Raw genomic sequence first — 20,847 nt, 5'->3', positions numbered from 1 at the left:
TGCCTCCTTTCGTTTGTTTTACACGAGCAGAGGCATCAGGTTTCAATGACTCTGTTCGCTTTAATTAATACTAGTTGTGCACGTTCGCGGGTTTGAATCGTCCATATTTCTATGATTTTAATTTAAAAGCGATGCAAAGGTACGGAAAAATGAAGAGGGTTCCGCCCTTTGTATCGCTTTTTTTGATATTCTTTTATTTGTGCCCTTTATTTAGAGGCTCCGATCCTATTCTGCTTTTCCTTCGAAATGATTATCCAGATATTTCCTGATATTGTAACTGCTTAAACGCTCTTTGGATATGCTGCCATCTTTTTCAACAAGTTCATAGTGTGGAATACCATTGAACTGGAATAGTTGACGCAGATAATTGAACTCTGCCTCCGAAACATAATAACAGGCTTCTCCTTTTAGATTCTTCTCTATATATTTTTTGTAGTCTTTCTCGGGCGAATCTTTCTGACTTGTGATATAGATGAATTGAAACTCCGGATGATCTTTATATTTTTTGCGTAAATCGGCAGTTGCCTCTATTCCTGCACGACAAGGGCCACAAGTCGTTGCCCAGAAATCGACAAACAGAACCTTACCTGAATGATTCTTTATGATGTTGCGGAATACTTCAGTCGCTTTTCCATCAGGCAACTGATAAGATCTTGCCCTATCTTTCGGGTGTGTCTTTTCCAGCACTCGTTCAGCTTCTGATGCGAGAAACGGTTCGGTGAATATTTGTTTGATGCTATCCACATATTCATGAGCTATTTGGCTGTCTTTGATATTTCCTAAATTAAAATTAAGGCTCCGCACTTTGGCTATTTGCCAGAGCAAAGGGTTGGGAGTAGGATATAATTGTGCAATGATGGAATCTTTCTTGAAATCATATTTCTGGTTCATTTTTATAAAGATTTTATCCTTATCCTGCTGGGATTCTTCCTTTTTCTCGGAATATAATGCCACATATTCTTGTATGAGTTTTTGTTCTTTTTCATAGAGCGATGCCATCTTCTCGTTCTCTGCAATTAACTGCCTCATTATAATTTTGGCAGTAGTTCCGGCCAACTTCTCCTGTCTAAGTCTTATTGCTTCCTGCTCCTTATTTAGTTTCACACCTTTTTCTTTAAGGAAAGTCAATAGAGGTTTCTTCGGATAAGTATAATCAATGCTGTCTGATGGAGAAAAAGACTGGTCGGAATATGCTTTCCGGAACAGGTCCATATATTCGAAACGGTTGATAAATGTACTTGCGTTTGTGTTTGCAAGTACGGTTACATCATTGAGTGGCATATCTTTCAAGAAACTGTAATAGGAATCGTCTTCCTTTACTTTCAGCGCCTGATTGGTGCTATCTTGCTTTGCGTAATAATCTCTGCTCATCAAGAAATCAAAAAGCATACTTCCGGCTTGCAAATCTACCTTGTTCTTTATCAGATGAACTGCCTTGAGAGAGGGCTGATAGATTTGGCTTACAGAGTCTGCAACCTGTTTCCATTGTGCAATGATAGGCTTCATGTGCTCCTTGTATTGGTCGGGAGTTAATGTCTTTTGTGATTTCGATAAGTCCTCATAGCGATAGGTTATCAGGTTATCAAAGTCTTTCAGCAGGTAGGAGAGAGAGGCGGATGGACCCATATATGCTGTGTTCCTGATAGGGAAGTAATGATCGCGTGCACGGCTGCGTGCCATTACAGCTTCCCAGTCGATATACATGGTGAGAGTTTGTCCGGGTTCAATATAGAATGGAATCCAGTTGTGTCCTAGTACTACCGATGATTCTATCGGATGATTAATGATAAATCGACAGCTAAAACTACCGTTCGGGGCTATCTGGATGACGGTCGGATAATCTTCACGGGTCAGTTCATTTGACAGATAAATAAGACCGGTGTCAAATCCTAAACGAGGATCGTATCCGTTTATATACCCTTGCAGATAAGTTGAATCCTGGCGGAAGAATTGCTTAAAATCAGGTTCTGCAGCAACCTGTGTAATCGGAGTTCTCTCCTTGCTGTACACTAATTCTTCCGCTCCTTTCTGCTGAATCTTACACGTGCCGTCTTTTTGCGGGGTGAATGATAAAGTCATTTCCTCCTGACTCTCTCTATCTTTTAAAGTCATTTCAATCCGCTTTCCCTTTTTTCGGATATTTTCATTGATGTATATCCGGTTATTCAGAATGCTGATGGAGTCGTAAACTCCATATTCCCATGAACCGGAACCGTCTGTCTTGAACCAATTGCATTTGATGGTGGCTAGTGGAGAAGAATCTTTCTTCTTTTGCAGGACTAGCGATATGTCATAAATATTGCCTTCGGGATCAGTAGGATTGAGAAAATGAATGGTCTGTGTTTCTGACGGTAACGGCTCGAAAACCAGCACATAATCCATTGTTCCTGAATCCGGCATATAGACTTCTTTTTTGAGTTCGATACCTTCAGCACTTTTGAACAGATATTTCTTGCCGGTTGCGGCATCTTCCAGATAGGTATCTCCATCCTCCATGATCCACCAGTGCGGGCGGAAGATAGCATGAATATATACTCTTGTGTTCTCGGGAGTGCGCTCTATGCGGGTGATGTTGGAAATACTTCCTGATCGGGCTTTGAAAGGAGGATGGTCGATTGTTTGTGCGGATACTATACCCGATAACAAAAGTAAGATACAAAATAAAGTTGTTTTCATAATAATAGTTTTTCGATCAACATATTGAAAGTAATTTTACAAAGTAAGAAAAATATTCATAGCCTGGTGCACTTCTGCCCTGTAACTTAACATAGATTAAACGTTTACGTAACCATCTTTTTTGTACCTTTGCGCCCGAAAATCAGAGTGATAATTTAAATATTGAAATATTATGAGTAAGAAAGCCCTTTTAATGATCCTCGATGGTTGGGGATTAGGTGACCAAAAGAAAGATGACGTAATCTTCAACACTCCCACTCCTTACTGGGATTATCTGATGACTACTTATCCTCACTCTCAACTTCAGGCAAGCGGTGAAAACGTAGGTTTGCCCGACGGGCAGATGGGTAACTCGGAAGTAGGTCACTTGAATATCGGTGCCGGACGCGTAGTTTATCAGGATTTGGTAAAAATCAATCGTGCATGTGCTGACAATAGCATCCTGAAAAATCCTGAAGTCGTTTCTGCTTTCTCTTATGCAAAAGAAAACGGAAAGAGTGTTCACTTTATGGGGCTGACTTCTAACGGTGGCGTACACAGCTCACTCGTTCATCTCTTCAAACTTTGCGATATCGCTAAAGAATATAATATTGACAATACATTTATCCATTGCTTCATGGATGGTCGTGACACTGACCCGAAGAGTGGTAAAGGCTTTATCGAAGAACTTTCTGCACACTGTGAGAAATCAGCAGGCAAGATTGCTTCTATCATCGGCCGTTATTACGCTATGGACCGTGACAAACGTTGGGAACGTGTAAAAGAAGCTTATGACCTGCTTGTAAACGGCATAGGTGAGAAAGCTACCGATATGGTTCAGGCTATGCAGGAGTCTTATAATGCAGGTGTTACAGATGAATTCATCAAACCGATTGTGAATGCCAACTGCGACGGAACAATCAAAGAAGGTGATGTAGTTATCTTCTTCAATTACCGTAATGACCGTGCCAAAGAGTTGACTGTTGTATTGACTCAACAAGATATGCCGGAAGCAGGTATGCACACCATCCCAGGGCTGCAATATTACTGTATGACTCCGTACGATGCTTCTTTCAAGGGCGTTCATATCCTGTTCGACAAAGATAATGTATCTAATACATTAGGCGAATATCTTGCTTCTAAAGGCTTGAGCCAACTTCATATCGCTGAAACAGAAAAGTATGCGCACGTAACATTCTTCTTCAATGGTGGACGTGAAACTCCGTTTGATAAAGAAGATCGTATCCTTGTTCCTTCTCCCAAAGTGGCTACTTACGACTTGAAGCCGGAAATGAGTGCTTTCGAAGTAAAAGACAAATTGGTGGCTGCCATCAACGAGAACAAATATGATTTCATCGTAGTGAACTTCGCTAATGGTGACATGGTAGGTCATACCGGTATTTATGAAGCAATCGAGAAAGCTGTTATTGCTGTAGATGCTTGCGTGAAAGATGTAATCGAAGCCGCTAAAGCACAAGATTACGAAGCAATTATCATTGCCGATCATGGTAATGCTGACCATGCTTTGAACGAAGACGGTACTCCGAACACTGCTCACTCTTTGAATCCTGTTCCTTGTGTTTACGTGACAGAGAATAAGGCTGCGAAAGTAGAAGATGGTCGTTTGGCAGATGTTGCTCCGACTATTTTAAAGATTATGGGACTGGAAGTTCCGGCAGAAATGGACGGAAACGTTTTGATTAAGTAATTTAGATTTCTATAATTGGGAGGGCGGAGTAGAACTCCGCCCTTTTTGTCTCACATAAGGTTTAAAATGATACAAATAGGTGATGTAGTAGTGTCTCTTGATGTATTTCAGGAGAAGTTCCTTTGCGATTTGGGCGCTTGTAAGGGGGCCTGTTGCATTGAAGGTGATGCCGGTGCTCCGGTAGAGCTGGACGAGGTGATGGAGTTGGAAGAGGTTTTGCCGGTTATTTGGGATGAACTGGCTCCGGAAGCACGTGCGGTGATTGAAAAGCAAGGAGTAGTATATACGGATGAGGAAGGTGATCTGGTGACTTCTATTGTTAATAATAAAGACTGTGTGTTTACCTGCTACGATGAAAAAGGCTGTTGCTACTGTGCTATTGAGAAGGCTTATCGGGAGGGGAAAACAGACTTCTATAAACCGGTGTCCTGTCATCTTTATCCTATCCGGATCGGCGATTACGGGCCCTATAAAGCGGTGAATTATAATCGTTGGGATGTATGCAAAGCAGCAGTTTTGCTGGGGAAAAAAGAGAATCTTCCCGTATATCAGTTTTTGAAAGAGCCTTTAATCCGTAAGTTCGGTGAAGAATGGTACAAAGAGCTGGTTACTGTTGCTGAAGAGCTGAAAAAGCAACAATATATTTAAATTCTCTTCCGGTTCTTGCGTATGCAATATAGCTGATAAAGCAAAATGCACAATGCGATTATGATTCCGCATGCCGGCATAATCCATGCTTCCGGATGGATAATAATCAAGAAGATACAAGTCGCGATCACGCAGGAAGTCAGTACAATAAGAAACAACCTGATCTTTGCAAATAACGGATTGGGGGCAGTAGTTTTCATTTTCATAGTTATGTTTTCTTTGCTTTTTATGCAAGATAGTGATTTTGTATGGAAAACGTTTCTGCTGTTAGGTTTTATTAAGAGATGGGCGGTTGAACGATTCGAACATGAAAGCCCCTTCAGATAAAAGAAAAACGCCGATCGAAGGATGTGCCTTCGCCATCGGCGTTTCCTCGTTGTAAGATGTGAGGTTGGTTTATAAAAACGTATTATTTAAATTATGCATCGATATTTGCATACGTTGCATTCTCTTCAATAAACTCGCGGCGTGGCCCTACATCTTCACCCATCAACATAGAGAAGATATAATCAGCTTCTGCGGCGTTGTCAATATTTACTTGTTTCAGCATACGGTTTTCAGGGTCCATAGTTGTTTCCCACAACTGCTGGGCGTTCATCTCACCCAAACCTTTGTAGCGTTGTGTATGAATTGCATTTTCTGAACCACCGCCGTAAGTATCAATAAACTTCTGGCGTTGTGCGTCTGTCCAGCAATACTCTTCTACTTTACCCTTTTTGCAGAGGTAGAGCGGGGGAGTAGCGATGTACAGATAACCGTTCTGGATAACTTGCGGCATATAACGGAAGAAGAACGTCATGATAAGTGTGTCGATGTGAGAACCATCGACGTCGGCATCGGTCATGATGATAATCTTGTGATAGCGCAGCTTCTGTATGTTTGCTTCCTTGCTGTCTTCGTCAGTTCCGATAGTCACACCGAGAGCTGTGTAGATATTGCGGATTTCATCACTTTCCAAAGCCTTGTGATACATGGCTTTTTCTACGTTCAGAATCTTACCGCGTAATGGGAGGATCGCCTGGAACATACGGTTACGTCCCTGCTTGGCAGTACCACCTGCCGAGTCTCCCTCGACGAGGAACAATTCACATTTAGAAGGATCCTTATCCGAACAGTCAGCCAATTTACCCGGCAGACCGCCACCCGACATCGGCGACTTGCGTTGTACCATTTCACGGGCTTTTCTTGCAGCGTGACGTGCAGTAGCGGCAAGAATCACTTTGTCGACAATTGTTTTGGCTTCCTTCGGATGTTCTTCCAGATAATATGCTAATACTTCGCCCACTGCCTGGTCAACAGCACCCATCACTTCGTTGTTACCCAACTTTGTTTTAGTCTGTCCTTCAAACTGTGGTTCAGCTACTTTTACAGAAATAACGGCAGTCAAACCTTCACGGAAGTCGTCTCCCGAGATTTCAACTTTCACCTTTTCCAGCATCTTGCTGTCTTCGGCGTATTTTTTCAACGTACGAGTCAGCGCACGGCGGAAACCTGCCAAGTGCGTACCACCTTCAATGGTGTTGATATTGTTGACGTATGAGTGAACGTTTTCGGAGAATCCGGTATTGTACATGATAGCCACTTCAATAGGAATTCCCTGTTTTTCGGAGTTCAGATAGATCACATCGTTAATCAAGTGCTCGCGTGAAGACTCGATAAAACGCACGAACTCTCTCAAACCTTCTTCTGAATAGAATTGCTCGCTCTTGAAACTTCCGTCTTCGTTCACTACCCGACGGTCAGTCAGAGAGATGCGAAGACCGGCGTTCAGATAAGCCAATTCGCGCAGACGTGAAGCCAGAATCTTGTAGTCGTATACCGTTTCAGTAAAGATGGTACCATCCGGCCAGAATTGTTGGCGGGTTCCCGTAATGTCGGCTGTACCGACTTCCTTTACAGAATAAAGCGGTTTACCGATCTCGTATTCCTGCTGATAGATTTTGCCATTACGGAATACTTGTGTAGTCATGTGGGTAGACAGCGCGTTTACGCAGGACATACCTACACCGTGCAAACCTCCGGATACTTTGTAAGAACCCTTGTCGAATTTACCTCCGGCATGCAATACGGTCATGGCTACTTCCAGTGCCGACTTCTTTTCTTTCTCGTGATAGTCAACCGGAATACCGCGTCCGTTGTCCTGTACTGTGATTGAATTGTCTTCGTTGATTGTTACTTCGATGTGGTCGCAATAACCGGCCAATGCTTCGTCGATAGAGTTGTCAACGATTTCGTATACCAAGTGGTGAAGTCCCTTGACGCTGATGTCACCAATGTACATCGCAGGGCGTTTTCTTACTGCTTCAAGACCTTCCAATACTTGGATACTATCCGCAGAATAAGACCCGTTATTGGGAGTGATTTGTTCTTCGCTCATAATTGCCTTTCTAACTTTAATAACAGAGCAAATATAGTGAAAATTGTCGACTTGACGAAGAATAATCAGTGAAAAATAAAGAATGCGGGCGGTTTCTCTGTATTGTTAATAGGTTTGATATTCAGTGGGTTATAAACAAGAAAGGCCGAACTTAAAAGTTCAGCCTAGATGCTATATAGAATTGTTAAATTCTTGTTATTAAGCGAGCTTGTTGATGTAAAGAGCCAACTTAGATTTCAGATTGTTAGCTTTGTTTTTGTGAATGATGTTCACTTTAGCCAACTTATCCAACATCTTTGTAATGCCTGGGTACATTGCAACTGCTTCTGCTTTATCAGTAGTTGCACGAAGCTTTCTAACAGCATTTCTCATGGTCTTACCATAATATCTGTTGTGAAGTCTTCTTGTCTCTTCTTGTCTGATTCTTTTCAGTGATGATTTATGATTTGCCATCTCGACTAATCTATTTTTTTAGTTCTTTATTCTTTTAACTTGTAGCCCGTGGGGGAATCGAACCCCCCTTTCAAGAATGAAAATCTTGCGTCCTAACCGATAGACGAACGGGCCATCCTGTTGTAGCATTTCTGCTTTTTGCTTTCTCGAATCTGTGTTTGTTTCTCGATTGCGGATGCAAAGGTAGGAACTTTTTTGAAAATGGCAAATGATTCATAGAAAAATTTTCAATGAATATGTGTTTTTTTTCACAGATGTCTTTCTTTTTGGCTGATATTCAGTGAAATATATGGTTGTGATTTTTATATAAAAAAATCTCTCCTGTGAAAAACAGTAGGAAGCATTTTTTCTTACCACCTTATTATATATAGCGAAATAAAAAAGCTGCTTATTGGTAACTTCTTTTGTAACTAAATGATTCTTTAGGCGACTAACGGAACAAATACCGGAGACGATGAATGATAACAAAGAATTTATAGGCATACTGCTACAAAATAAGCGTATCATTTATAAGGTTTGTTTCATGTACGCGCAAGATAAGGAAGTGGAAGCGATATTTAACGCCGTATGTCTCCGATTATTTTGTGTTTTTTTGTAGCTTTGCTTCGGATTGGAAACGAGATAAATATCGGTTATGCTGCAAAAAACGAAAGGAATAGTTCTTCATACATTGAAATACAATGATACATCTATCATTGTGGATATGTATACAGAGTTGTCCGGCAGGGCTTCTTTTCTTGTAACAGTGCCCCGTTCGCGGAAAGCGGCTGTGAAATCCGTACTTTTCCAGCCGTTGTCTTTTATTGAGTTCGAGGCCGACTATCGCCCAAATGCAACTCTCTATCGTGTGAAGGAAGCGAAATCCTTTTATCCTTTTTCTTCCATTCCATACGATCCGTATAAGTCTTCGATGGCACTTTTCCTGTCGGAGTTTCTTTACAGGGCTATCCGGGAGGAGGCGGAGAACCGTCCGTTATTTGCTTATCTGCAACATTCCATCATTTGGCTGGATGAGTGTGGAGACGGCTTTGCCAATTTCCATCTGGTGTTCCTGATGCGTCTTTCCCGTTTCCTGGGACTTTATCCGAATCTGGAGGATTATCATACCGGCGATTACTTTGATTTATTGAATGCCTGCTTCACTTCTATTCGTCCCCAGCTGCATTCTTCCTATATCAATCCCGAAGAGGCTGCCCGTCTCCGTCAACTGATGCGCATGAACTATGAGACAATGCATCTCTTTGGCATGAGCCGTGCGGAGCGTACCCGTTGCCTGACGATTATGAATGATTATTACCGCTTGCATCTGCCCGACTTCCCGGCATTGAAATCATTGGAGGTGTTGAAAGAACTGTTTGATTAATTAGTAATTTCTTGCAGGTTTGTATGCTGTTCCTGAAAATATATGTTACTTTTGTCGGTAGAGAACAAAAGAGAATGAACAAGCGAGAAACAATATGAAAAGATTCCTGTACCTGACGGTCTGTTTTTTTATCCTAGGGAAGTTTTATGGTTGTAACGGAGACGTGTTTGTCGACGACTTCCGTTCTTCCGATTCCGAACTGACGCTGGACGGGAACGGGGATGTTGCCACTATTCAATTTGCAGCTGCCAATTGGGATTGGATGTATGTAGCCTTCGATTTTCCCATTCAATATAACATATATGATGCGGACAATCGCCTGATAACAACCGACCAAGGTCCATCGCTGAACGGGTTGGGAAAGATTGTGTGCACCGGAGAGATGATTGATTTCACCATCGAACGCGTTCATCCCAAAGAAGTGAAGATAACGGTGGGCGAGAATGCCCTTTCCGCTCCTTTTCAATTCCAGCTCAGGGCGAGCAACGAGTATGAGTGGCAGGAGATACGCGTCGAGATTTCTCCGACAGACAGATATGTGATGGATAGTATCATTTATTCTTTGGATGCATACTCTTACGATCCGGAAAACAAGATAGAGAAAAAAGAAGGCGTCTCCTTTCATAACTTAACAGATGGTTCGTCTACATACACGCTTTTTCCTTTCGAGTCTTTTTACCATTTTATGAGATTTAAAAGCGATGTGCCCGAAGCCTTTCAACTACTGGGCGAAGCTGGTCTGACAGTGGAAATACCAAGCATGAAAGATGGATATTTAGGGATGAACGGTAAACGGGCGCCATTCATTTCTGCGCAACAAATGTTGCCTTGCTCCAATACGGAGCAGAAAAAAGACATAATCCCTCCCAGGACTTCTCGATACTACATCTTATCGATGGTATATGATTGGTTGGAAACGAGATATACCCTTTATGTTTCTCACCCCAAAACCAAGAAACAACGAATCGTAACCGGCACGTTGCATAGCGAAATGCCTGTAAAATACTACATAACACACAAGGATATCCCTTTCAACAACTAACCGATCAACAACTAATATATCAATGATTAGAAATAGGAACGCCATACGGTTACTGTGCCTCCTTTGCCTTCTGGTACATCCGGCAATCAACGCAAATCTGGAAGCCCAGACAATCATTGGGCAACGGAACGATAGCGTCAGCCATCCCCTGATCTGCCATCAGCTTGGCTTCGACATCCGTCCGGGATATATCGTCTCCACCCATAGTTTTCTGCAAGGAGACAATGCGCAGCAAAAGAAAATCGACCAATCGCTTTCCTTCCATTTCAAGTACGCTTTCAGATTCAGCAAAGAATCCAACCTCGGCAGGCTCTTTCCCCATACCTATCAGGGTATTGGCATTTCCTACCATACTTTCTTTAGTCCCGCTGAATTGGGAAATCCCGTGTCGGTATACGCTTTTCAAGGGTCACGTATCGCGCAACTGTCCCCCCGTCTGTCGTTCGATTACGAATGGAACTTCGGGGCTTCTTTTGGCTGGAAGAAATATGATGAACTATCCAATCCGCAAAACGTGCTGATTGGCTCCAAGATCAATGCGTACATCAATCTCGGCTTTTTGCTGAACTGGCAAGTTCACAAGTACTGGAAACTGGCGGCAGGTGTAGATCTCACCCATTTTTCCAATGGAAACACGCATTATCCCAATGGCGGTCTTAATGTTATTGGAGGAAGAATCGGCATCGTGCGTACTTTGGGCGTGGATGAGGGACCCGGTCCCATCACTCCCGGACGGCTCTTTATAAAACCTCACGTCAGCTATGATCTGGTGATCTACGGAGCCACCCGCAAAAGAGGACTGATTGGAGACGATGTGTCGAGTATGATTCCCGGTTCGTTTGGCGTGGCGGGCGTCAATTTCGCCCCGATGTATAATTTCAACAACTATTTTCGGGCAGGGTTTTCTGCCGATGCGCAATATGATGAGAGTGCCAATCTTAAAGAGTATAGAGTGGGCGAGTATTACTCGGGCGATTTGAAGTTTCATCGTCCTCCTTTCCGCGAGCAGTTTTCCGTAGGTTTATCTCTTCGGGCAGAGCTGGTGATGCCTGTTTTCTCTATCAATGTCGGCGTCGGTCGGAACCTGATATACAGCGGTGATGATACAAAAGGGTTCTATCAAGTTCTGGCTCTCAAGACTTATGTCACCCGTCATTTGTTTCTACACGTGGGGTATCAGTTGAGCAAATTTAAAGACCCCAACAATCTGATGTTGGGGCTTGGATATAGATTTCATGATAAGCGATGAAAGAGTAATCTTCGCTTGTTAATAACTTCCTTTTTTCAATTTAATTAAAATGTAAGCCCTCCTAATTGAATTATTCCATTATCCTTCCAAATATAATTAACTTTTACTTCTGTGATACCGGCATCAGGATACCGTTGCTGATATTCTACTGTTTTATCACTCTGTAGGATATATCCGTATGACATTCCTGTGGCAAATTTAAAACCGAATTTCTCTGTTTTATTATCATACATTAGGGTTAAAGAGGTAATGTTCCATTCGTATGTACCTTCTTTGAATATTCCCGAATCAGTTTCCATTGTGAACTTCTTGGTTTCCTGATTGAATGTATAAGTGGCACCAATGAATGGTTTCTCTTTTTCTCGTAATTCAACTTCTATTTCTGGGGGGATTTTTAGATCTACAGCTTTTATTATTACTCCCGGATAATCAGGGTTACCTTTTAATGGAATTCCCCAATTGATGATTTCCGGACTGTTGAAGTATTTGACATATACGTAGATTTCACATGCTATTTTTTTATTATCAGTATCGATAAGTCGTATCATGGTGCTCCCACTTTTGTATGTAGCGATGCATACGCCCATTTCGTCAAGAGTTGCAGTTGCAATTTCTTGATTTTCTGATTCTAACTTATAGTTGTGCTCTGTTAAGTCTGTTTCTATGATGACATGCCTTGTGTCTCCTTCCCATATAGAAACTGATTCCTTTTCAACTTCGTATGGTTGTTCTTCAGAGCAACCATACGAAGATGCCAGTAATAATACGAATAGTAAAAATCTATCAATTCTCATACCTTTAAATGTTTGTTGCAAATATATGCTAATATGGGTGATAATCCCTTTGTTTTACTGGCTAATAAAGTCTTTATTGCTTATTCCACGTGGACTTCTACGATCGTAAAGACATTGGTTGAACGGATATAAAGGTCAAATGTTCCATAAGGTCCGTTGACAATGTCAGGTGCTTTAGTTAGGGTTATTCTTAATTTGTTATTGGCATATGTTACATTTAATCCTTTTATACCTGCGCTATGTTCTTTTAAGAAAAACTCAATATCTTGGGGTAATGCTAATTCAACCGTTTCACCTATGCGGTAAAGGCTTCCAATATTATACCTATATGCAGGCAGTCCATTATTGTTAGGGAAAACAGATATATATTTTACAATTGCACCGATATTCATGTCACTATTTACTATTTTAGATACAACATAGGCTTGATAATAACTTGTTTCTACTTGAATAGCGTAATTGCCTGACGGAAAATCTATCAGTGTATTTTTATCAAAAATCTGATAAATATGCCCGGGTGTAACCGCCACTTCGTGTGTGAGGTTGGTTAACGAGGGCAGAATATTTGCTCCAACTCCTGCGCCATTTCCTACGTCAGAAATGAAATTTTTAGATGTGATAAAATTATTGGCTTCATTGATGTAAACATTTGATTCACCTAAATAGGTTTTTCCATTGTGCTCATTAAGCATATTGAGTGTGATGGTGTCTGCCGGATCATCTGGTGTGTCATCATCACTACAATTAACGAAACACATAGTACAAAGGGATAATAAGAAAATCCCAACTATTTTCTTTGTATTCATTTTTTTAATTTTTAATTTATCAGGAACTTAGTTTGACTTGTTGCTTAGAAATATTTTATCGATATAATAGTCAATACTCTTTGAAGTATTGCGGAATAATAGTTGAAGCTTGTATTTCCCTTTAGGATATTTTTCTTGAGAAGGTAAAAAGAACCTTATTTTGACGCTTTCATGAGAAGGTATTAAATATCCAAGATCATTTTTTACATAATTATCCGGATAAACTAAAGGAATCCATGAATTATTACTTTCTCTATAGTGTAAGAAAGTATTGCTAATATAGATAATTGTATCGTTTGTATTATTAATAATTTCTGTTTTCAAGAATCCGTCTTTTGAGCAGGAGTCTTTTAATAAAAAGCGTACTTTTATATTCTCATTTTCTCTTGTAATAAATTCTTCCCCCTGCATTTGTTTTTCTTCTACAATCGTTTCTCCTGGCTCGATGGAATTAATGAAATGTGATATATCCATTTTATATGAATTAAGAGAGTCGATACTATTTTCATATTCAAGGTTTACAGTGCTTTTAGAATTGCCTGTTTTATTATGACAACTGATTAGCATGAATAACACAATTCCATTGGTTAGCAAAATCGATATTAATTTGAGCATAAGTTAAGTATGAAATGGATTGGATAAGTTACTTATCCAATCCATTGGTAATTATTAGTTGAAATGAGCATTTAGTTTTGATGCTATATTATCAACCTTAACAAATATAGATGTGAAAGCTGTGCTTCCTTTATGTATACCTATTACTTTTTTACTATCTGTAAGATATACTGGTCCCCCGCTATCTCCGAACGCACTTAAATATGTAGCTTCACCCATATCTGTATAGTATATTCCATCGGCATTTACATTTGCATTGGTACTTGTAATATAACCTTCAGATTGAGCTATAGTCTCTCCTAACTTGGTTACATTATCTCCTGCCCAAATATTATATTCTTCTCCAGTAAGATTTCCATTATTGGGAACGATGGAGAAATTAGTTATACTAATGAATGCTGCATCAACGGAACCACCTTGGATTGAAAAGTCACAACTACCGATTAGTGTGTTATTATAATATGCCGGGTCACCCGTGTTATAAGCATGTCCTGCAGTAACAAAACCGTCAGTGTTAAATCTAGTAGCTCTATATCCCATTGACGCAGTGCCTTTAGGTGTGCCTATAGAACTTCCTGGCGATAATGAGTGGTTTTGAAATTCTCTTGTGCATTGTTTAAATACAATTCCTGAAAAGTTCACTACTTCTGATTTAAACTCTTTTATTTCCATTTCATTAGATTTGTCAAGTTCTACCACGACACAGTTCTCAAAATCATTCAGATAATAGTATCTTATATTCTTGGCAATTTGAGAATCTTTATTACTGCTAATAAATGAGGTTATTTTGGTTAGAACATTATTCAGCTCCGTATAAGAATAATTGCCTTGTGTATATATGACATCATTCTCACCTATTAACCTTATAAGAGTGGCTTTGGTACTTTCTATTTCTCCTTTAAGAAAAACAACAAGTTTACCATTCCCGTTAATATAACTTCCCCCATAATAGTCCGGATAGTCACTAGTACTTAATGAACGAGTTTTTGTCATTCCAAATGATTCTAATAATCTTATACCAGCCTCACGAGCTTTTTCATTGTTTCTTTTTACAATGTTTGGCTGTTCGTTGTTTTCTCTTTGAAGTACATCGTCTGAAGAACATGATGATACGACTAATCCGAAAAACAGCAGAATGGTCAAAGGTAACAATAATTTTTTCATAAGCGGATAATTTGAATTAATAAATGATACGTATTTTACCTCTTCCTTAAAAGGATTGTCTTTTTTATTGGTGAATATCTATTAATGCTCTTCATTACAAACCGAATATTCTATATCGTTGATATAAAGTCGTCATTGAAACAGATTTTACAGGTATGCTGTTTACCCAATCTAAGATTCCGTATGCATCAAGAATATAGTCATCGTCGTAGTATGCAAAACAATATAACGATGTCGGATTGTAGATATACCAAATATTGGTGTTTGTATTTTTAAACTTGTACATTCCAGCCTCATCTACATCGTTTATTGAAAATGATAATGTGGTTTGTAGGATAGGATTTATTACTTTATTCGGATTAGCTTTGATAGCTAGTTTATAATATTTGCTCTTTTCATCTTTTATAGCATTACTTTTTTCGGTAAAGGTTGTGGCAACACTGTTCGCTTTTAATTCTGCATCGGATTGACTTGCTGCACTTGAATTTGAGAAAATGAGCTTATCTCCTTGTCTTGTATTTAGCACAGGTACAATATCATATAATTTCTCTCCCGAGCTACTTTTGCGGACGTATACTTTCATTATTTCTATATACGGTTCTTCAAGTTGTTCTTGGTGCTGAAAATCCATGTGGGTGTCGTTATATCTTTGCTTAAAGTTTTCTTCCAAAATAAAATCCGATATTGGATAGAGCCCACCATCTTGAATGTCAATCATTGTATGTGTTCTTGAATCATTTAATGATTGAAGCCAACTCGTTAAATTAATGGATGTACTTTTAACGTCATAAGGAGGTGTTGCAACATTATAACCATAAGCGCCGCCCAATGTTTTGATAGATACATGTAATTCGGAAAAAGATTTAGTCTCTGTAGAAGAATTGCCATCTTTTGTTCCAACAGAAAAATCTCCTGAAACAGAGTCCTTGTTCCATGAATAAGTTGCGTTTATTGATTTATCCATGTCGCGCTCTTTACTATTGAAATCTGTACTTTGTGTGTCAAGACCATAGTATAAAGCCGATGCCCGCCCACCTGTATAATAGCTTGTTAAGACAAATTCTCCGTAACTTTGAATTAATTCTACCATGGATGAATTATAAAGGGCATCTACAAATAATTCGTCCAAATAATCTGCCGAAATTCTTCTCAATGCACTAGGTGCTGTTTGTAAGGATATCATTCCATTAATAACTTCAACACTAAGTTCTCCGTGTACTGCTTGTTCGGAATTACTTGTGTTATGCTTGAAAATATCGGTTACAGTTTTCTTTCTTCCCAGTTTGAACGGACCAATATTTAGTGAGAATCCGGATTTGACAGTTTTAGTAAACGATGAAGTTGTTTCTAAGCGTTCGAAGCTGGCGTATGACATGGCTTCTGTTGACGTTGTCCTTAACTCTTTGGCAATTATATATGAAGGATATCTTTCAAGTAGCTTTTCCATATTAACAATTGGAAATCTCGCATTTGAAAAGTCCCCGATAATTGATGTTCCGTTTTCTATGGCATAAGAATTTCCAAGAAAATCAGTAGCATCGGTAAATGATGCCCTAGTACTGGGTCTGGGTGCTATCTTTTTAGACCAAACTTTTGGTAGGTTTGGGTCACGTTCTTGCAAGATGATTTCTGATGTTGAATCATCCTGATTGTTTAGCAAAGCAGAATTACTTATTTCGTCTTCATTATTACATGATGTTATTGCAAACAGTATGATAAATGAAAATATAGTAAATTTTCTCATATAGGTATATTTTTAAAATATGATTGGTGATGATTGACTTGCATTTCTGATATTCACTTTCCTTTTTACACTTTGTTGAGTATCCAAGTTTGTCTCTTCAAAATCAACATCAGATATTTCATCTACATGAATCCTTCCGCTCCAACGTCCAGGCAATTTGGCTATTCTAGCATCTTTATCTTTTTCTTTATATTCAATTGTGGCTACATAGTCTACTGATACATCATATTCTTTAAAATAATAGGTCACTGTAAGTTTTGTACGTGGCGAAACTTTGACAGGTTCTATATGCCTTAATGTATTTTCCATTACTCTGCGTACATTGGGCTGGTATTTTGTATCAGTTGGTATACTTGCATTAGGAACAAGATCTATTTCGCCTAATGTAACTGTAGGGCGTGCAAATAGCGTATCTGAGGCTGGAACCTTAAATGCTATTCCCTTTTCTTCTTTAAAATAGGAGTCTTCTTGTACAGTCTTTTCAAATACGAGGTTTTCTCGTATAAATTGGGATGAAGAGTTTGTTATGGCTCGTTTGATAGAGACATTGTCCCTTTGGGTCACGGTTGCGGAATATGGATTGATAAATTCTAGGCTTTTCAGTGTGAATACAGCATCAGGGGTGATAGTAAATTCCTGTTGGGCTCTTTGTGTATATTGGCTGAAACCAACATTATTAGCTTGTATATCTACTACATAATTGAATACATCCCACCATGAACCACTACTTCCTTGACCAATATATAATTCATTTTGGAGGACATAAGTTCCTGGATTATTAGTAGCAGGTATAATGTCCCAAGAATCCATGGCTCCTGTAGTAGAATTGCTGTTCATTGCAAGTAATATTTTTGATTCTGGATTACTAGTATAATGTCCTACAGCTAGACGAGTTTTCGAGTAGTTTGAATAAATTAAATAGGGTATGCCGGTAATTGATGAGGGAATTTGGACATAGAATTTACCATAAGAGCCAGGATTATATCCCTCATAGGTCACTCTCTGTCCCCAACCAGTACATGATAAATATCCACCTCCAGTGCTAAGTGTGAAGGGTAACTCTCTAATAGCCCACATATTTTCTGAAAAATATTGGCTATAGTTACTTGAAGCTACTGATCGTGTCTTCGCTTTCTTTAGTTCATCTATCCTTTCTTTTAATGCTTTTAGCTCATCTGTCATTTCAGACAATTCATAACTTTCTAATTGAAGGCTATCCGATTCCAATCCTGATAAGTTCAGTTTTTCTGTAGATGACTGGATCTCATTTTCAATCTCACTTTCGCAAGAGTACAATAACAAGGTGATGCAAGGCAGCACCAATAAGAATCTAAAAATGTTTCCCATAATTATTAGTTTTATAGGGTTTATAAAGTTTGATATTTTTATTATTTATCGTTGATTATTCGATTTCAAACTCTCCAATGAAAGTTATGTCTTTTTCTATGTAGAGAAGTTCATAATGACCGACTCTGTAGCCTTTCAAATCAATCTTATAAGTTTTTTGCTCATTAGGAGTTAATATCACATCTTGGAAGATAATATTTCCCAGTTGATCTTTTACTTGGAAAGTAACTTGATCGTCGATGTCTTCAAGAAAACGAACTTCAATAGAGTTTTCGTCTTGGGTAGCTTCTATTGGGATAGAATTTGGTGTTTTTTGGCATTTATGCCATCTTATAATTTTAGTTCTTTGTGTTGATAGATTATTGGCTTCTATTATCATGAATGGAATGCCAATTAATAATAGTAAAATGCTTAGTTTTCTCATATCTTTGATTGTTTTTTGCAAATTTATGGAGATATGAGGGGGAATGCAAATAAAAGAAGTTTTTCAGCGTGGACAAACAGTGCTTGATAATCAGTCGCTTATGATGTTTTGCGTGGACATCCTTTTATGTTGCTGATTATTTCTTCCTAAGAAGAGGATATTAGTGCATGTTTTCAATTAAATAATCATACAATGTAGCATTATTATCTGGTAATATTATATTCAGTTTTTGTCTAAGTCTGAGTCTTTTTTTTCTTACTGAGTCGACTGTAATGTTTAGTAACTTTGCTTCTGTGTTAGTGTCAAACCCTGATATATATAAACAGCAATACCAAAAGTCTTGCTCTGGTAAATCTGGGCATCGACTATATATGTATTTACGTAAATTCGGATAAATATATGTTATTTCATCTGCAATGAGTTTCCATTGCTTGTCTGTTATTAATGGCTTGTTATTTCTGGGCTTATTTTGGTTGGCTAGGTGTATTAGTTCTTTATGTAAAGGTGAATTCTCTAGAATTTTATTTTGCAATTGTTTATAGTTGGTGGTTAGGAGACTTATTTCTTCCTGCATTTCCTCATAGCTCTCATTTTTCTCCTTAAATGTATCTAACAATCTTTTTTTCTTTTCCAGTTCTAAAGAAACATAAAGCAAATCTGTCTTTATTCGGTTCAACTCTTCTTGTTGTCTTTGGATTTTCTCTTTTGCTTTCTTTCGATATAGTAGATATCCTATTATTATTAATAATAGGATTCCAATGCATATAACTAAAACTATAATGTAGCTTTGCTGTTTAATTTTTAATCTATCTACTTCTTTGCTGATCTTTAAATGATTATATTTAGACTCTATGTTCAATATCTTAGATTGGTTATCAGCATATATGATTGAATCAGTTATTTCGACGTATTCTTTCAGATTAGTAAGAGCTTCTTTATAATTCTTTTCTTCATTATAGATTTGGTAGTATAAATATTTAATGCTGTATGTATACTTTGGATTATCTTGTGGTATTTTGGATAGTAGCTCTTGTGCTTTGTTAATAGCCCCCGATGCAATATATAAGTCTATCAGTGCCATATAATCGGGCATTGTTTCTCTTCCTACCAATGCTTTGAGAAAGTATTCTTCAGCTTTATCATATTTATTTTGCATTGCATAAATATTCCCTAAGGCATTGTCTATTGATGCAGTGACTTCGATATTTTTAGTATTACGTGCTACAGAATCAGCTATAGTTAGAATTTTTAAAGCGCGTGATAACGAGTCTATGCATGCATATTCGCGTCCTACATCTCTTAATGCGCAAGCATAGCTATCTGTATTATTTTCTTTTTTGAAGCATTCGGCAGCAGCCTTATATCTTTTGATAGCTTCTGTCCGCATGAATTTCTCTCCATATAAATCGCCTATATAGCTATATGTATATCCGGTGAGGTTATTAAGCTTATTCTTTTCTGCAATGTCCAGTGCATTGGTATAAATAGACATTGCTTTATCATAATCTCCATCAGCAAAATAGGATCGACCTAAATAAATCAAGATTTGCACTTGTTCGTCAGGGCTACCATGTGAGGAATACCAGTCATAGGCTCTTTCTAATTGGTAAGTTGGTAGGATGCTATTAAAAATTTCGTCTGTAATCTTTCCTGATAACATACACCAGCGTGCAAAGGTTTTGTTGTCTAGTTTTTCAGGAGATGATATACCTTTTAGTAGGTTGGATGCACTGTCAGGATTTATGGCAATGGCTTTTTCTACTTCATTTAGCAGTCTGTCAGATACGGATTGTTGTTTGTTGCATCCTGATAGCACTAATATAGATGTTATAATTATAGCAATACTCTTTCTCATTTGTCTGTCGTGGTTTAGTTTCGTTGTAAAAGTAATCCTTATTTTCTATATTATGCTCTTTTATAGGGAGATTATTTTAGTTCGGGGAAATAATAATTAGTACTGTCTATATCATACATTAAATTAATTTCAAATCTGCTTTTACTTTATTAAGTTCATGTGATCTAATTTGATTATTTCCCAGCTATTAATAGACTCTTTCTTATTTATAGTGAGAAAAGTTCCTTTCTATTAATACCTAAATTACTTTACTATAATTCTAAACTTGTTTTTCATTAATCGCAATCTATAATTGCAAGTTGCAATTATATAAATGAAGCTTTTGATTTTATAAATGAAAGCTTTGTTTATAAAAACAAAAGCTTCATTTAGAGATTGCCTTTAATGTTAGTAATCTTTTCTATTAGTGAAAAGGAAGTTTGGCATCAATAGAGAATAAGTTTATATCTAATAGATTGGAATCAGTCTATTAATCAAAATTCGGCAGAAAGGGATAGTGAATCGGGTGAAACCTATGTGAAAGGCAGCCCTTCACCCGAAATCCCTTTATTCATTGATGTTTCAGAGTGGTGAAGGAGGTGAATGTTATGTTTAAAGAAAAGT

17 protein-coding genes and 1 tRNA gene are annotated in these 20,847 nt (G+C 38.4%); 5 read left to right on the top strand and 13 right to left on the bottom strand.

Annotated elements, in window-relative coordinates; all coding sequences use genetic code 11:
• Positions 1-225: 225 nt before the first annotated feature.
• Entirely contained in the window at positions 226-2,676 is a 2,451-nt protein-coding gene (locus tag BSCG_RS13985; protein WP_008776057.1) for a TlpA family protein disulfide reductase, read from the bottom strand.
• A gap of 172 nt (positions 2,677-2,848) precedes the next feature.
• Here BSCG_RS13985 and gpmI point away from each other — a divergent pair, with 172 nt between their 5' ends.
• Both gpmI and BSCG_RS13995 read left to right on the top strand, forming a co-directional pair.
• Complete coding sequence (gpmI, locus tag BSCG_RS13990; protein ID WP_008776056.1) at positions 2,849-4,363, top strand: 2,3-bisphosphoglycerate-independent phosphoglycerate mutase; 1,515 nt, start codon at positions 2,849-2,851, stop codon at positions 4,361-4,363.
• Positions 4,364-4,429: 66 nt separating this feature from the next.
• On the top strand, positions 4,430-5,011 hold the full coding sequence (locus tag BSCG_RS13995) for a DUF3109 family protein (protein ID WP_004315408.1): 582 nt from the start codon (positions 4,430-4,432) through the stop codon (positions 5,009-5,011).
• On the opposite strand, the gene BSCG_RS30000 is transcribed toward BSCG_RS13995, so the two are convergent.
• The 4 genes from BSCG_RS30000 to BSCG_RS14015 form a co-directional block, all read right to left on the bottom strand.
• A complete protein-coding gene (locus BSCG_RS30000; protein ID WP_008770429.1) occupies positions 5,008-5,217 on the bottom strand; it encodes a hypothetical protein in 210 nt (69 codons plus the stop codon). The genes BSCG_RS13995 and BSCG_RS30000 overlap by 4 nt on opposite strands.
• Before the next feature lie 212 nt (positions 5,218-5,429).
• Complete coding sequence (gyrB, locus tag BSCG_RS14005; RefSeq protein ID WP_004315406.1) at positions 5,430-7,388, bottom strand: DNA topoisomerase (ATP-hydrolyzing) subunit B; 1,959 nt, start codon at positions 7,386-7,388, stop codon at positions 5,430-5,432.
• A 198-nt stretch (positions 7,389-7,586) separates the two neighbouring features.
• Positions 7,587-7,841: a 30S ribosomal protein S20 gene (gene rpsT / locus BSCG_RS14010; protein ID WP_004309474.1), complete on the bottom strand. Its 255-nt coding sequence runs from the start codon at positions 7,839-7,841 to the stop codon at positions 7,587-7,589.
• Positions 7,842-7,883: 42 nt separating this feature from the next.
• A tRNA-Glu gene (locus BSCG_RS14015) sits at positions 7,884-7,955 on the bottom strand.
• A gap of 520 nt (positions 7,956-8,475) precedes the next feature.
• On the opposite strand from BSCG_RS14015, the gene recO reads away from it, so the two are divergent.
• The 3 genes from recO (at position 8,476) to BSCG_RS14030 (ending at position 11,495) form a co-directional block, all read left to right on the top strand.
• Positions 8,476-9,204, top strand: a complete 729-nt coding sequence (gene recO / locus BSCG_RS14020) for a DNA repair protein RecO (protein ID WP_004309477.1) — start codon at positions 8,476-8,478, stop codon at positions 9,202-9,204.
• A gap of 94 nt (positions 9,205-9,298) precedes the next feature.
• Positions 9,299-10,246, top strand: a complete 948-nt coding sequence (locus BSCG_RS14025) for a hypothetical protein (protein WP_008642755.1) — start codon at positions 9,299-9,301, stop codon at positions 10,244-10,246.
• A gap of 22 nt (positions 10,247-10,268) precedes the next feature.
• Positions 10,269-11,495, top strand: a complete 1,227-nt coding sequence (locus BSCG_RS14030; protein ID WP_008642757.1) for an acyloxyacyl hydrolase — start codon at positions 10,269-10,271, stop codon at positions 11,493-11,495.
• Between the two features lie 44 nt (positions 11,496-11,539).
• Here the strand turns inward: BSCG_RS14030 and BSCG_RS14035 are convergent, their stop codons facing one another.
• The 8 genes from BSCG_RS14035 to BSCG_RS14070 form a co-directional block, all read right to left on the bottom strand.
• The gene (locus BSCG_RS14035; protein ID WP_004309490.1) at positions 11,540-12,289 is read right to left on the bottom strand and encodes a hypothetical protein; all 750 of its coding nucleotides are present in this window, start codon (positions 12,287-12,289) and stop codon (positions 11,540-11,542) included.
• Between the two features lie 80 nt (positions 12,290-12,369).
• On the bottom strand, positions 12,370-13,095 hold the full coding sequence (locus tag BSCG_RS14040) for a DUF5036 family protein (RefSeq protein ID WP_008776055.1): 726 nt from the start codon (positions 13,093-13,095) through the stop codon (positions 12,370-12,372).
• Between the two features lie 27 nt (positions 13,096-13,122).
• On the bottom strand, positions 13,123-13,710 hold the full coding sequence (locus tag BSCG_RS14045) for a hypothetical protein (RefSeq protein WP_008776054.1): 588 nt from the start codon (positions 13,708-13,710) through the stop codon (positions 13,123-13,125).
• A 54-nt stretch (positions 13,711-13,764) separates the two neighbouring features.
• Positions 13,765-14,874 (bottom strand): hypothetical protein, encoded by a 1,110-nt coding sequence (locus BSCG_RS14050; protein ID WP_004309496.1) that lies wholly within the window; start codon positions 14,872-14,874, stop codon positions 13,765-13,767.
• Between the two features lie 94 nt (positions 14,875-14,968).
• Positions 14,969-16,618, bottom strand: a complete 1,650-nt coding sequence (locus BSCG_RS14055) for an MAC/perforin domain-containing protein (RefSeq protein ID WP_008776053.1) — start codon at positions 16,616-16,618, stop codon at positions 14,969-14,971.
• A gap of 12 nt (positions 16,619-16,630) precedes the next feature.
• A complete protein-coding gene (locus BSCG_RS14060; protein ID WP_008776052.1) occupies positions 16,631-17,965 on the bottom strand; it encodes a hypothetical protein in 1,335 nt (444 codons plus the stop codon).
• Positions 17,966-18,020: 55 nt separating this feature from the next.
• Entirely contained in the window at positions 18,021-18,389 is a 369-nt protein-coding gene (locus BSCG_RS14065) for a DUF3244 domain-containing protein (RefSeq protein WP_004309503.1), read from the bottom strand.
• 160 nt (positions 18,390-18,549) lie between these two features.
• Positions 18,550-20,244 (bottom strand): tetratricopeptide repeat protein, encoded by a 1,695-nt coding sequence (locus BSCG_RS14070; RefSeq protein WP_008776051.1) that lies wholly within the window; start codon positions 20,242-20,244, stop codon positions 18,550-18,552.
• Positions 20,245-20,847: the final 603 nt, after the last annotated feature.

The sequence above is a fragment of the Bacteroides sp. 2_2_4 genome (assembly GCF_000157055.1).
In the GTDB taxonomy this organism is placed as follows: Bacteria; Bacteroidota; Bacteroidia; order Bacteroidales; family Bacteroidaceae; genus Bacteroides; species Bacteroides ovatus.
Note: the sequence above shows the minus strand (reverse complement) of the source record. Positions and strands in the feature narration are given on the sequence as shown.

Coding starts and splice junctions, on each gene's coding strand:
- BSCG_RS13985 (WP_008776057.1), bottom strand. CDS start 2,676: ATGAAAACAACTTTATTTTGTATCTTACTTTTGTTATCGGGTATAGTA.
- gpmI (WP_008776056.1), top strand. CDS start 2,849: ATGAGTAAGAAAGCCCTTTTAATGATCCTCGATGGTTGGGGATTAGGT.
- BSCG_RS13995 (WP_004315408.1), top strand. CDS start 4,430: ATGATACAAATAGGTGATGTAGTAGTGTCTCTTGATGTATTTCAGGAG.
- BSCG_RS30000 (WP_008770429.1), bottom strand. CDS start 5,217: ATGAAAATGAAAACTACTGCCCCCAATCCGTTATTTGCAAAGATCAGG.
- gyrB (WP_004315406.1), bottom strand. CDS start 7,388: ATGAGCGAAGAACAAATCACTCCCAATAACGGGTCTTATTCTGCGGAT.
- rpsT (WP_004309474.1), bottom strand. CDS start 7,841: ATGGCAAATCATAAATCATCACTGAAAAGAATCAGACAAGAAGAGACA.
- recO (WP_004309477.1), top strand. CDS start 8,476: ATGCTGCAAAAAACGAAAGGAATAGTTCTTCATACATTGAAATACAAT.
- BSCG_RS14025 (WP_008642755.1), top strand. CDS start 9,299: ATGAAAAGATTCCTGTACCTGACGGTCTGTTTTTTTATCCTAGGGAAG.
- BSCG_RS14030 (WP_008642757.1), top strand. CDS start 10,269: ATGATTAGAAATAGGAACGCCATACGGTTACTGTGCCTCCTTTGCCTT.
- BSCG_RS14035 (WP_004309490.1), bottom strand. CDS start 12,289: ATGAGAATTGATAGATTTTTACTATTCGTATTATTACTGGCATCTTCG.
- BSCG_RS14040 (WP_008776055.1), bottom strand. CDS start 13,095: ATGAATACAAAGAAAATAGTTGGGATTTTCTTATTATCCCTTTGTACT.
- BSCG_RS14045 (WP_008776054.1), bottom strand. CDS start 13,710: ATGCTCAAATTAATATCGATTTTGCTAACCAATGGAATTGTGTTATTC.
- BSCG_RS14050 (WP_004309496.1), bottom strand. CDS start 14,874: ATGAAAAAATTATTGTTACCTTTGACCATTCTGCTGTTTTTCGGATTA.
- BSCG_RS14055 (WP_008776053.1), bottom strand. CDS start 16,618: ATGAGAAAATTTACTATATTTTCATTTATCATACTGTTTGCAATAACA.
- BSCG_RS14060 (WP_008776052.1), bottom strand. CDS start 17,965: ATGGGAAACATTTTTAGATTCTTATTGGTGCTGCCTTGCATCACCTTG.
- BSCG_RS14065 (WP_004309503.1), bottom strand. CDS start 18,389: ATGAGAAAACTAAGCATTTTACTATTATTAATTGGCATTCCATTCATG.
- BSCG_RS14070 (WP_008776051.1), bottom strand. CDS start 20,244: ATGAGAAAGAGTATTGCTATAATTATAACATCTATATTAGTGCTATCA.